This is a genomic window from Rhodoferax sp. AJA081-3, from assembly GCF_017798165.1.
In the GTDB taxonomy this organism is placed as follows: Bacteria; Pseudomonadota; Gammaproteobacteria; order Burkholderiales; family Burkholderiaceae_C; genus Allorhodoferax.
The window spans coordinates 1454573-1467202 of sequence record NZ_CP059068.1; the positions used below are offsets into that span (position 1 = coordinate 1454573).

The window sequence follows — 12630 nt, forward strand, 5'->3', positions numbered from 1 at the left end:
TTGGCCATGCAATTGCACATCACCCACGAGACCTGTTACGACTACACGCCGGCGGTGAACATTGCGCAGCACATGGCCTACCTGCGGCCGCTGAACACGGCCAACCAACAGGTGCTGAGCCACACCCTATCCATCACGCCCGAGCCCACCCAACAGACCGCGACGCTGGATGTGTATGGCAACACCCGGGCATTTTTCTCGCTGCAGACCGCCCACACCCAGCTCCACGTAGTGGCCCGCAGCCTGGTGGCCACCCAGGCACCCGACCTGTGGGACAACACGGTGCGGTGGGAGCAGGTGCGTGAACGTTTTCGCTACTGCGCCAAGAACCCGTTTGATGCCGCGGCCGATTTTGTGTTTGCGTCGCCCTATGTGCCACGCCATGCGGATTTTGCAGACTATGCCCGCCCCAGCTTCAGCGCGCAGCCCACGCTGCTGCTGGCCGCGCGCGACCTGATGCAACGCATCTACCACGACTTCACCTACGAGAGCCACAGCACCGAGATCAACACCCCGGCACGCGAGGCCCTGGCCCAGCGCACCGGTGTGTGCCAGGACTTTGCCCACATCATGATTGCCTGCCTGCGCGCCTACGGTGTGCCGGCGCGGTATGTCAGCGGTTACCTGCTGACCCACCCCGCGCCCGGCCAACCCCGCCTGGTGGGCAGTGATGCATCCCACGCCTGGGTCTCGGTCTACCTGCCCGATGCAGAAGACGGCGCCGTGGGCGGCCGCTGGTGCGACTTTGACCCCACCAACAACCGCGACGGCTGGGGCAACCCAGGTGAAGACTACGTGACGCTGGCCCTGGGCCGCGACTATGCCGACGTGTCCCCGCTGCGCGGTGTCATCCACGGCGGCGCCAACCACCGGCTGCGGGTGGCCGTGACGGTGGAACCCGTGGAGCGCGAGGCATGGACGGGCCAAAGCCAGAACCAAAGCCAGGGGCAGAATCAGTCACAATCTCAGTCCCAGACCCTGTAGGATGGATTTTTGCTACTATTTACATAGCACTACAACCATATTACACGGGGGCTAAAGGCACTTTTTACCAACAACCACCCCGCCAAGAGGCCACCATGAACATTTACGACACCCTCACCAGCCTGAACATCACCCTGCCCCCTGTGGCGATTCCCGCTGCGGCCTATGTGCCCTTTATGCAAACCGGCAACCTGGTCTTCTTGAGCGGCCACATTGCCAAGAAAGATGGCAAACCCTGGGTCGGCCAGCTGGGCAAAAACATGGAAACCGAAGAAGGCAAGGCCGCGGCCCGCGCCGTTGCCATCGACCTGATGGGCACCCTGCACGCCGCCGTGGGCGACCTGAACAAGGTCAAACGCATCGTCAAGCTGATGTCCCTGGTCAACTCCACCGGCGACTTCACCGAGCAGCACCTGGTCACCAACGGCGCCAGCGAGCTGTTGGGCCAGGTCTTTGGCGACAAGGGCGCCCATGCACGCAGCGCCTTTGGTGTGGCCCAGATCCCCCTGGGTGCCTGTGTGGAAATCGAATTGATCGCCGAACTGGCCTGATTGGGGCGCCGGCTGCCGCCTGCGCGACGGCCGGTGCCACAGGACCGCCACACGGTCATTTCTTTCTGTAGCTGAAACTGGCACACTGCAGCCATGCTTGTGAAATGTCTCGCTTTGCTGCTCTGTGCGCTGGCGCTGGCATTTGCACCGCCCGCGGGCGCGGCCACCAGCCCCAGCTTCCCGGTTTTTGAACTGGATGCAGACGGCCCCCAGCGCCTGGAGATCGGCACCCGCATGGGTGTGCTGGTCGACAGCAGCCGCGCGCTGACACTCCAGCAGGCCCGCACCCAGGCTAATGGCTGGCAGACCATCACACGCCAATCCCCCAATTTCGGATTTACGCAAGACGGCTACTGGTTCCGCTTCCAGTTGCACAACCGCAGTGCCAAGGTGCTGCCGCGGTTCCTGGAGCTGCCCATACCGTTTCTGGACGATGTACGCCTCTACCATTTAGTGGGCGACGCAGTGCAGACCCAGTACAGCCTAGGCGACGAACAACCCTTCGCCCAGCGGGCGGTGCGCCACCGCAACTTTGTCATGCCGCTGCAACTGGCGCCCGGCAACAACGAGATTTACCTGCGCCTGGTTTCCAGCGGCACCATAGAGGCGCCGCTGCGGGTTTGGGACCCGGTGTTTTTCCACGCCGCCAGCAACGACGAGAACCTGGCGCAGGGTGCGGTGATCGGCATTCTGCTGATCATGGTGGTCTACAACCTGTTTGTTTTTGCCTCCACCCGCGACATCAACTACCTGTTTTATGTCTGCTTTGTGGCCAGCTACATGCTGTTCCACCTGACGCTGACGGGCCACACCTTTGCCCACCTGTGGCCCAACGCGGTGCGTTGGAACAGTTTTGCCATTTCCACCTTTGCGGCCGGTGCGGCCATGTTCACCTGCCTGTTTACCAACAGCTTTCTGAAGCTGCGCAGCTTCTCCCGGCCAGCGAGTTACCTGGTGTGCAGCATGATGGTGTGCAGTGCCGCGCTGCTGGTGCTGAGTTTTGTCGTGCCCTACAGCCTGAGCATACGCATCGTGGCCGCCATCACCCTGCCCATCACCATCACCGCCCTGATACTGGGCTACTGGCGCTGGTGGCGGGGAGCCCGTTTTGCGCGTTTCTACTGCCTGGCCTGGACGGCCATATTGATTGGCATCACGGTGCTCAATGCCAGCAAGTTCGGCTGGATTCCTACCAATATCTGGACTGAAAACGCGTCGCAGATCGGCATCGTGCTGCTGGTGGTACTGCTGTCATTCACGCTGGCCGACCGCATCAACAACGACCGCACACTGCGACTGAACGCACAGGCTGTGGCGTTGGACCTGGAACGCAAGGCACGGGCCAGCCAGGCGGCCCTGATTCGCGCCAAGGAACAGGCCAACCTAGACTTGGAGCAACGGGTGTTGTCCCGCACCAATGACCTGAACGCCGCCATGGAACAGCTCAGCCAGGCCAATGCGCGGCTGCAATTGCTCTCCACCACCGACGGCCTGACCCAGATCGGCAACCGCGCCTATTTCGATGCTGCTGCCATCACCGAAATGCGGCGAGCCGAGCGGCAAAAGGGCCACCTGAGCATCATCCTGTTGGATATCGACCACTTCAAGGCCATCAACGACACCTTTGGCCACCCGGCGGGTGATGCCTGCCTGCGCGCGCTGGCCGACATGCTGCGCCCCCGCATCGACCGTGCGGGCGACATCCTGGCGCGTTACGGTGGTGAGGAATTTGTCATTGCACTGACGGGGGTGGATCTGGCAGGCACTGTCACCCTGGCGGAGGAACTGCGCAAAGCGACCGACCGACTGCGGGTGGAGTTTGACGGAAAACCCCTGCGTTTTACGGCCAGCTTTGGGGTGGTGTCGGTCGTTCCACAAGCCGCACTCAGCCTGGAAGACCTGGTGGCTGCGGCCGACCGCGCCTTGTACGCAGCCAAACACGACGGGCGCAACTGCGTGCGCCACGCCAGCGTCACCTGAAACGCATTACTGCATCGGCTTTACCGCAGCGCCAAAGCACTGTGGTGCTCGGCGGAGACCCGGAACACCGCCACAGACTCTTTCATGCGGTCGGCCTGTTCCCGCAGACTCTCTGCCGCGGCGGCGCTTTCTTCCACCAATGCGGCATTCTGCTGTGTCATCTGGTCCAGGTTGCCAATAGCAGTGTTGACCTCTGCAATGCCACTGCTTTGCGAGTGGGCGGCTTCGGTGATCTCGCTGATCACATCGGCCACACGGCGCACGGATTGCACAATCTCTTCCATGGTGGCGCCGGCATCTGTCACCAAGCGCGTGCCCGACTCCACCTTTTCCACCGAGGTATTGATCAGTCCTTTGATCTCCTTGGCCGCCTCGGCACTGCGCTGGGCCAGGCTGCGCACTTCGCTCGCCACCACGGCAAAACCGCGGCCCTGTTCACCGGCGCGGGCGGCTTCCACAGCAGCATTGAGGGCCAGGATATTGGTCTGAAAGGCAATGCCGTCAATGACGCCAATGATGTCCGCAATTTTTTTGCTGCTGGCATCGATCTCCTGCATGGTGGACACCACCTGGGTCACAACCGCACCACCGCGCTGCGCCACGGTGGACGCACTGGCTGCCAATGCGCTGGCCTGGCGCGAGTTGTCGCTGCTGTGCTGCACGGTGGCTGTGAGCGCATCCATGCTGCTGGCCGTGGACTGCAGGTTGCTGGAGGTCTGCTCGGTGCGTTGGGCCAGGTCGTTGTTGCCACTGGCGATTTCGGCACTGGCCGTAGCGATGTTGTCGGTACTCAGACGCACCTGCGCCACCATACGGCCCAGGGAGTCGTTCATCGTGGCCAGGGAGCGCAACAGCGTGCCAAATTCATCCTCACGGTGTGTGCTGATGCGTGAACTCAAATCACCCTGCGCAATACGGGCCGCAATGTCATTGGCCTGGTCCAGAGGGTCCCGTATGGAACGCACCAGCCAAACCGTTCCGGTAGCGATCAGCACCACCACCACTACCAAACCCGCCACTATGCCCATGCTATTGGCCTGGCGGCGGCTTTCGGTGGCGGCCTGTACATCCACCACGCGCTGCTCCTGCATCTTGACCAGTTCTTTCTGCGCCGCGATGTAGCTGGCCATGGCCGGCAGGTACTGGGCGTTGAGGATTTGCATGGCCTCGTCGGCTTTGCCTTCACTACGGGCACCGCGAGCCTTTTCACGCAGACTGATCACCAGCTTTCGCAAGTCGGCAATTTTTTGCAGTTGAGTCTTGTCCGCATCGGTCAGGGGCAGGCTTTCCAACTGCTTTTGCATGAGCGATATTTCATCGCTGGTGGCGTTGACCGGGCCTTTGAAGGCCTCGGCAACCGCAGGCTCGGTGCTGATAATGATGGCGTGGTTGCGGGCGGCATTGGTCTCTGTCAAACCATTCCAGCGGGTGGCCACCTGCACCATCTGCAAAGCCACCAGTTGCTGGGCGCGCCCTTCGCCCAAAATGGCCGAACTGCGTGCCAGCCCTATGCCCGCTATACCCACCAAAAGACCCAATACCAGGATGATGAAGACCCACAACTTGGTGGCAATCTTGAGACGGTTGAGGCCCATGGTGAATGTGCTCCTGTTGTAGTTACCGACCACGCGTGTACAGCCTGTTACAGAATAGCACCATAGTCGTGCAAGGTCCAATGCCGCCCCGGCAGGCGTATCCCACTTCAGGGCATGCGTGTAATGTCTTGCGCCATAGTGGTGCGCAGTTGGGCGGCGGAAACATGGTGTGGAGCGATCTCGGCCAATGGCAACAATACAAAGGCCCGCTGCCACATGCGGGGGTGGGGAATGTCCAGCGCCGCGCTCGATACCTGCGCGTCGCCATACAACAGGATGTCCAGGTCCAGCGTACGCGGCGCGTTGCGGTAGGGCCGCTCCCGGCCTGCTGCCGCCTCAATGCCCTGCAGACAAAGCAACAGGGCAGGTGCGGTCAGCGTGGTGTCGACGGCAACAACAGCATTGGTGTAGTCGGGCCCACTGGAATCGATAGGCGCCGTGCGGTAGTACGAAGACCGGGCCGTGACGGTGATGCCGGGGTGTGCGTCGAGTAGCTGCACTGCTTGCTCTAGGGCAGTCGCCGGGTCACCCAAATTGGCACCTAAGCCTAGATAGGCGGTGACGGGTTCACGCATGGGCGACCCGTTTAGTTGCCGGAGTCGCCCCCGCCTCCAGCATCCGCATTGCCACCTGCCCCCTTGGCCGCACCGGTGCGACGGCGGCGGCGGCGTTTGCGCGGGGCACCGGCGTCACCTTCGCCAGGGGCTGCGGTAAATTCTGCGGGGCCTCGCGCGGCGGGCGGCACGGCACCTGCCTGGCCCGGCGCGCCCTCGCCCATTGGTGCGTCCGCCCGCGGCACACGCGCCACACGGGGCGCACGCTGGCGCTTTTGTTGTTCTTCACGCACCTGGTCCACCAGGTCCTGGCGCAGGTTGTCGTCGGCCATGCTGAACTCTTGCCACCAGTCGGCCAATACTTCTTCCACCTCGCCAATGTCGGAGCGCAGGCGCATAAAGTCGAACGCGGCACGGAAACGCGGCTGGTCCACCATACCAAAGGGCGTGCTGCCCACACGCTTCTCAAAGCGCGGCTGCATGACCCAGATCTCACGCATGTCACCGGCCAGCTTGCCTCCGCCGGATACATCACCAATACGGGAATGGAAGACTTCATCAATCGCGTCCATCAGCGCCGGATGTGAATGTTGGCGTTGCTCCAGACGACGGTTCCAGCCATCACGCACATCGGCCCACAACACGCAGGCCAGCAGGAAGCTGGGTGCTACCGGTTTGCCTTCGCCCACGCGGCGGTCGGTGTCTTTCAGCGCGGCGTTGACAAAGGGCTGCTCGGCACGCTCCACCACCACATCCAGCAGCGGATAGATGCCGCGGGCCATGCCCAGCTTCTTCAACTGCTCGATGGATGCCAGCGAATGCCCGGTCTGCAGCAATTTGAGCATTTCGTCAAACAGGCGGCTCTGCGGCACATCGGCCAGCAGTTCCTGCGACTTGACCAGCGGTGCCGCTGTTTTGCTCTCCAACGCAAAACCCAGCGGGCTCAGCTTGGCGGCAAACCGCACGGCGCGGATGATGCGCACCGGGTCTTCGCGGTAACGGGTGGCCGGGTCACCGATCATGCGGATGACGCGGTTCTTCACATCCTTGAAACCATTGTGGTAGTCCACCACGATCTGCGTCTGCGGGTCGTAGTACATGGCGTTGATGGTGAAGTCGCGGCGCACGGCGTCTTCTTCCTGCGGGCCCCAGACGTTGTCGCGCAACACACGGCCGGTGGAATCCACAGCGTGTTTCATGCCGGCCAGTTCGCTGCGGCTGGTTTTTTCATTGCCGGCCACCTGTTCGGCGGCGGCGTTGTCCAGGTAGGCGCGGAAGGTGGAGACTTCAATCACCTCGTGCTCACGCCCGCGGCCATACACCACGTGGACGATGCGAAAACGCCGGCCAATGATGAAGGCGCGGCGGAACAGGCCCTTGACCTGCTCGGGCGTGGCGTTGGTGGCCACGTCAAAGTCCTTGGGCCGCAGGCCGACCAACAAATCGCGCACCGCGCCGCCGACCACATAGGCTTCAAAACCCGCATCCTGCAGGGTGCGCACCACGTTGATGGCCCGTTCGTCGACCAGGTTGGGGTCAATGCCATGGGTTGCTACCGGCACATCCACCCGTTTGCCAAATTTGGCCTTCTTGCTGGCCGCGCCGCTGGAGGTTTTGCCCAGCAATTTATCGATAAATTTTTTGATCATTCTTTTCTCATGCAGAACGGTTTGCCGTTCTTTCCATGGCGGGCTGGCGCCCGCCCTTCTCTCTCAGTCAAAACAGGTCAAGTATGCGCCATCCGCGCGCCAGAGCCAACGCACGCAGGCGCTCGTCGGGGTTGGTGGCGACCGGTACGATGGCTTTTTCCAACAGTGGCAGGTCGTTCATGGAATCCGAATAAAACGTGGTGTGCACGGTGTCCCAGCTCAAACCCCGCTCCTTCAGCCAGGCCTCGACCCGCACCACCTTGCCCTCGCGGAACGACGGCACGCCGCGTATCGCCCCGGTGAACCAGCCTGTACCGTCGGCCGAGGGCTCACGCTCCAGCTCCACGGCGATCAGTTCGTCCACACCAAAGGCCTGGGCGATCGGGCGGGTCACAAATTCGTTGGTGGCGGTGACGATGGCCACCACATCCCCCGCACGCTGGTGCTGGTGTACCAGCTCCAACGCCTGGGGCATTATGACATTTTGTACCTTAGCCCCCATGAAATCTCGATGTGCCGCTATTGAATTAATAGCACCCTGGCGACGAATGGCCTCCGTGGCAAATCGGGCATAGGCCTGTATGTCCAGGGTTCCGGCCTTGTAGTGGGCGTAGAAGTCGTCGTTCTGGCGCTTGAACTCGACGGGATCGACCCAGCCCCGCTCGATGGTGAACTCGCCCCAAGCGTAGTCCGAGTCAATCGGTATGAGGGTGTGGTCCAGGTCAAATAAGGCAATGCGGGTCATCAATGGTTGTCCATCATGGATTTGATCAGCGGTATGGTGATGGCGCGCTGGGTTTGCAGGGCGTAGCCATCCAGCAGTTCCAGCAGCTCCATCAGGCTGCCCAGGTCGCGGCTGAAGCGGGTCAACATGAAATCCATGACCTCGTCACTCAAGAAAACGCCGCGCGCATCGGCCGCCTGGCGCAACACGGCACGGCGCTCGGGTTCGCTCAGGGGCTGCAGGCTGAAGACGTGGCCCCAGCCCAGGCGGGTGCGCAGGTCATCCCGCAGTTGCAGCTCCACCGGCGCAAATTCGCCAGCGGCCAGCACGGGGCGCTGGTGGGTCTGGGCATTCACAAACCAGTTGAAAGCGGCGTGCTGCTGCGCCGCGGTGTACAGGTGCACATCGTCCAGCAGCACGGCAGCCCAGGATTCATTGAACTCCGGCGCCTCCAGCACCGATGCATCCAGCCAGCCCACACGAGCGCCCTGCTCGCGCAGGGCCTCGCGCGCCGCCTTGAGCAAATGGCTCTTGCCACTGCCCGACGGACCCCACAGGTAGGTGGGTACCGGCGAGCGGTTGGCGGCACCAGCCTGGGACTTGGCGCCCACCCACAGCTCCAGGTGGCGCAGGGCCGCCAGGTTGGGGCCGGCACAGAAGTTGGCCAGGGTGGGTCCGGTAGACAGCCCAATATCCAGTGCCAGTTGTTTCATCATGGTGGAACGCTGTCAGCCCTGGTACAGCCCGCTGGCCAGGTAACCGGTGCGTACGCGGCGTATCGCCACCAGCAACACGGCACTGACGGGCAACGCAATCAGTACACCGACAAAACCAAACAGCTGGCCAAAGGCCAAGAGCGCAAAAATGACGGCTAGGGGATGCAGGCCAATCCGTTCACCCACCAGGCGGGGTGTCAAAAACAGGCTCTCCACCACCTGACCTGCACCGTAGACCACCGCCACCATGATGACGGTGTAGCCCAGACCGGACGCGGCAGAAAACTCCAGCAACCCGGCCAACGCCGCCAGCACCAGACCAATGCCAAAGCCCAGGTAGGGCACAAAAATCGCCAGCCCGGTAAAGATACCAATGGGCAGGGCCAGGTCCAGCCCAAACAGCGCCAGGCCCACGCTGTAGAACACTGCCAGTATCAACATCACCAGCAACTGGCCACGCAGGTACTGCCCCAGCACCGAATCCGCCTCGGCCATGAAACTGTCGGTGGAGCCACGCAGACGGGGCGGGATCAGGTCCCGTACCTGGCCGACCAGGCGGTCCCAGTCCATCAACAAATAGAACAGCGCCACCGGAATCAGGATGGCATTGCCGATCAGGGAGAACGCCACGCTGCCCCCCAGCTTGAGCGACGCCAGCAAAGAACCCACCACATCCTCCACGTTGCCGTTCAGATGCGTCAGCACAAACGACTTGATGCTGGCCACATCCAGCGCAACGTGTATGCCAAACTGCGCCAGCCAGGGTTTGAGTGTGGTGCTCACACTGTCCATCAGCACCGGCAGTTGCTCACGCAACAGGGGCAACTCCTTGGCCACGATGGGCACCATCAGCAGCAGCACGGCCAACACCGCCACGATGAACACCAGCTCCACCACAATCACCGCCAACATCCGGGGAATGCGGCCACGGCCCAAGTCATCGAGCCAGTCCACCATGGGCGTCAGCGCGTAGGCCAACACGGCCGCCACCACAAAGGGTGTCAGCACCGGCGCCAGCAGCCACAGCACACAGGCGAGCAGCGCGGCGATCAAACTCCAGGCCGCAAAAGTTTTTTGGGGAGGGGTGAATTGCATACTTTGTTAGATGTCCCGTAAAACGCAGTTTCAGCGAAGACTGACAATTGCCCGGAGGGCTTGTCCAGTCGAAGCTAAAATGTAGGCAAATTCTATCGGGCTCGCCCAGGCGATCACGGCCCACCCCTTCAAATGACCGATTCAAGCACTCCCACTCCCCTGTCCTACAAAGCTGCCGGTGTTGATATTGACGCTGGTGACGCCCTGGTTGAACGCATCAAACCCCTGGCCAAAAAAACCATGCGCGAAGGTGTGATGGCCGGCATCGGCGGTTTTGGCGCCCTGTTTGAAGTGCCCAAGCGCTACAAGGAACCCGTGCTGGTGAGTGGCACCGATGGCGTGGGCACCAAGCTCAAGCTGGCATTCGAGTGGAATATGCACGACACCGTGGGCATCGACCTGGTGGCCATGAGCGTCAACGACGTGCTGGTGCAAGGCGCCGAACCCCTGTTCTTCCTGGACTACTTTGCCTGCGGCAAGCTGGATGTGGACACCGCGGCAGCCGTTATCGGCGGCATCGCCAAGGGTTGTGAATTGTCGGGCTGCGCGCTGATCGGCGGCGAAACCGCCGAAATGCCCGGCATGTACCCCGCCGGTGAATACGACCTGGCCGGTTTTGCGGTCGGCGCGGTCGAAAAATCCAAGATTCTGACCGGCGCCAGCGTGAAGCCTGGCGACGTGGTGCTGGGCCTGGCCAGCCATGGTGTGCACTCCAACGGTTTCAGCCTGGTGCGCAAATGTATTGAGCGCGCGGGAACATCCGCACCCGCCACACTGGACGGCAAACCCTTCAAACAGGCGCTGATGGAGCCCACCCGCCTGTACGTGAAAAACGTACTGGCCGCGCTGGCCGCCCACCCCATTAAAGCTTTAGCCCACATCACCGGTGGCGGTTTGCTGGAAAACATTCCCCGTGTGTTGCCCGAAGGCACGGCTGCCCACCTGAAAAAAGGCAGCTGGCCACAGACCGAGCTGTTCGCCTGGTTGCAAAAAACTGCCGGTATCGACGACATCGAAATGAACCGCACCTTCAACAACGGTATTGGCATGGTGGTGGTGATTGACGCCGCCAACGCTGAGGCCTGTGCCCAGACCCTGCGTGCCGCGGGCGAGACGGTTTACAGCATTGGCGTGATTGCTGAACGTGGTGACTCGGCTGCCGTAGTGGTCGCCTAAAAGTCCGGTCGCCGAACCTGCGGCTGGGGTTGCGCCCCAGCCACTGCTAGGATATTTATAGCTACCAACCCGCATAGTTACTGGACTTATCGCGATTTTTGATCCAGAATCCGGCCATCCAATGGTGGTGAAACGGATGTTATGCCGGTAATCGCAGTGATCAATCGCAAGGGTGGCAGTGGCAAAAGCACGATGGCCACCCACCTGGCAGCCTGGCTGGCACGCCAGGGCGCGGCCGTCATGCTGGGCGATGTCGACCGCCAACAATCCACCCGCACCTGGCTCAAACGCCGCAGCCCCACGCTGCCAGCCATCGCCCCCTGGACCATAGACCAAAAAAATGTGCTGAAAGTACCGGTGGGCGTGACCCATGTGGTGCTGGACACACCCGGCGGCATCCACGGCTTTGAGCTGGCCAAGGTGGTGATGTCGGCGCACGCCATCCTGATTCCGGTATGCCACTCGGTGTTTGACCGCGAATCCGCCGCCGCCTGTATTGCCGAGCTGATGGCCCTGCCCCGGCTGGCCAGCGGCCGTTGCAAGCTGGGCGTGGTTGGCATGCGCATAGATGCCCGCACCCGAGCGGCCGAAACCCTGCAGGAGTGGGCCGATGGCCTGAACATCCCGTTTCTGGGGGTTTTGCGCGAAACCCAGATCTATGTGCGCAGCCTGGACAGCGGCCAGACCATCTTTGACCAGCGCAGCACGCTGGTGCAGGCGGACTTGGACCAGTGGGAGCCCATCCTGCAGTGGCTGCAACCCGTCACCCAACTGCAGCCACCCGCACCACAGCCGGTGGCTGCCCCCGCACCAACGCCGGTGCATACCCCCCGCGCACCCAGCCTGATGCCTGCCCAGGAGTCCCTGGTGCACGGCAGCCGCCTGTCGGTCTTTGCCCCGGCCCCGTTACGGCAATAGCGTGGACGGGCGGGCATCACAATGATGTCCTAAAATGATCGAATGTCGTCCAGATCGGAATGGCTTGCATCTGGCATAGAAGCAAAAATACGGGCTTCTACCACTGCTTTCAAGGAAACCAAGCCATGAACACCTGTCTGATTGTGATCGACGTCCAGGAATCTTTTCGCAACCGCCCCTACTCCACCGAACGCGACATGCCCGAATACCTGGCTGCGCAAAATGCGCTGATTGCGGGCTGTGTGGCCCAGGGCGTACCCATTGTGCGTATCTTGCACACCGACGGCCCGGCCACCCCCGACAACGCCTTTGCCCGCGAGTCCGGCCATGTCGTACCGCTCAAGGGACTGCTGGATTTCGAAGCCGCAGCCACGTTCTACAAGAACCGCCACAGCGCATTGGTCGGCACCGGGCTGGACGTGTGGCTCACCAGCCACGGCATGCAGCGCCTCATCATCAGCGGCATTCGCACCGAGCAATGCTGTGAAACGACGACCCGCCACGCCTCGGACCTGGGCTGGAGTGTGGACTACTGTGTGGACGCCACCCTGACCTTTGACATGGTGCAGCCCGATGGACGCCCGTTGAGCGCCGCCGACATCAAAGCCCGCACCGCCACCGTGCTGACAGACCGGTTTGCCACGCTGTGCACGGTGGACGAGGCGCTGAGCCGCGCCCGATAAGCCTG

General features: G+C 62.1%; 12 protein-coding genes. 6 read left to right on the plus strand and 6 right to left on the minus strand.

All coding sequences use genetic code 11. The features are described from left to right. Positions 1-6: 6 nt before the first annotated feature. The 3 genes from HZ993_RS06725 (at position 7) to HZ993_RS06735 (ending at position 3515) form a co-directional block, all read left to right on the plus strand. Entirely contained in the window at positions 7-984 is a 978-nt protein-coding gene (locus HZ993_RS06725) for a transglutaminase family protein (protein WP_209396475.1), read from the plus strand. Positions 985-1079: 95 nt separating this feature from the next. Next, positions 1080-1535 (plus strand): RidA family protein, encoded by a 456-nt coding sequence (locus HZ993_RS06730; protein WP_209396476.1) that lies wholly within the window; start codon positions 1080-1082, stop codon positions 1533-1535. Positions 1536-1628: 93 nt separating this feature from the next. Further along, complete coding sequence (locus tag HZ993_RS06735) at positions 1629-3515, plus strand: diguanylate cyclase (protein ID WP_209396477.1); 1887 nt, start codon at positions 1629-1631, stop codon at positions 3513-3515. Between the two features lie 20 nt (positions 3516-3535). Here HZ993_RS06735 and HZ993_RS24845 read toward each other — a convergent pair whose 3' ends face one another. From HZ993_RS24845 to HZ993_RS06765, 6 genes are all read right to left on the minus strand, one after another. Beyond that, on the minus strand, positions 3536-5110 hold the full coding sequence (locus tag HZ993_RS24845; RefSeq protein ID WP_209396478.1) for a methyl-accepting chemotaxis protein: 1575 nt from the start codon (positions 5108-5110) through the stop codon (positions 3536-3538). Between the two features lie 107 nt (positions 5111-5217). Further along, the gene (gene folK, locus HZ993_RS06745) at positions 5218-5685 is read right to left on the minus strand and encodes a 2-amino-4-hydroxy-6-hydroxymethyldihydropteridine diphosphokinase (protein WP_209396479.1); all 468 of its coding nucleotides are present in this window, start codon (positions 5683-5685) and stop codon (positions 5218-5220) included. 11 nt (positions 5686-5696) lie between these two features. Next, positions 5697-7313 (minus strand): polynucleotide adenylyltransferase PcnB, encoded by a 1617-nt coding sequence (gene pcnB, locus HZ993_RS06750; RefSeq protein ID WP_209396480.1) that lies wholly within the window; start codon positions 7311-7313, stop codon positions 5697-5699. 67 nt (positions 7314-7380) lie between these two features. Beyond that, positions 7381-8058, minus strand: a complete 678-nt coding sequence (locus HZ993_RS06755; protein WP_209396481.1) for an HAD family phosphatase — start codon at positions 8056-8058, stop codon at positions 7381-7383. Next, complete coding sequence (gene hda, locus HZ993_RS06760; RefSeq protein ID WP_209398314.1) at positions 8058-8750, minus strand: DnaA regulatory inactivator Hda; 693 nt, start codon at positions 8748-8750, stop codon at positions 8058-8060. The genes HZ993_RS06755 and hda overlap by 1 nt, the downstream gene beginning before the upstream one ends. Positions 8751-8765: 15 nt before the next feature. Then, positions 8766-9848 carry an AI-2E family transporter gene (locus HZ993_RS06765; protein ID WP_209396482.1) on the minus strand — a complete coding sequence of 361 codons (1083 nt, stop codon included), beginning with the start codon at positions 9846-9848 and terminating at the stop codon, positions 8766-8768. Between the two features lie 132 nt (positions 9849-9980). On the opposite strand from HZ993_RS06765, the gene purM reads away from it, so the two are divergent. The 3 genes from purM (at position 9981) to HZ993_RS06780 (ending at position 12625) form a co-directional block, all read left to right on the plus strand. Further along, positions 9981-11024 (plus strand): phosphoribosylformylglycinamidine cyclo-ligase, encoded by a 1044-nt coding sequence (gene purM, locus HZ993_RS06770; protein ID WP_209396483.1) that lies wholly within the window; start codon positions 9981-9983, stop codon positions 11022-11024. Positions 11025-11165: 141 nt separating this feature from the next. Next, positions 11166-11942: a ParA family protein gene (locus tag HZ993_RS06775; RefSeq protein ID WP_209396484.1), complete on the plus strand. Its 777-nt coding sequence runs from the start codon at positions 11166-11168 to the stop codon at positions 11940-11942. Between the two features lie 125 nt (positions 11943-12067). Beyond that, positions 12068-12625 (plus strand): isochorismatase family protein, encoded by a 558-nt coding sequence (locus HZ993_RS06780; protein WP_209396485.1) that lies wholly within the window; start codon positions 12068-12070, stop codon positions 12623-12625. Positions 12626-12630: the final 5 nt, after the last annotated feature.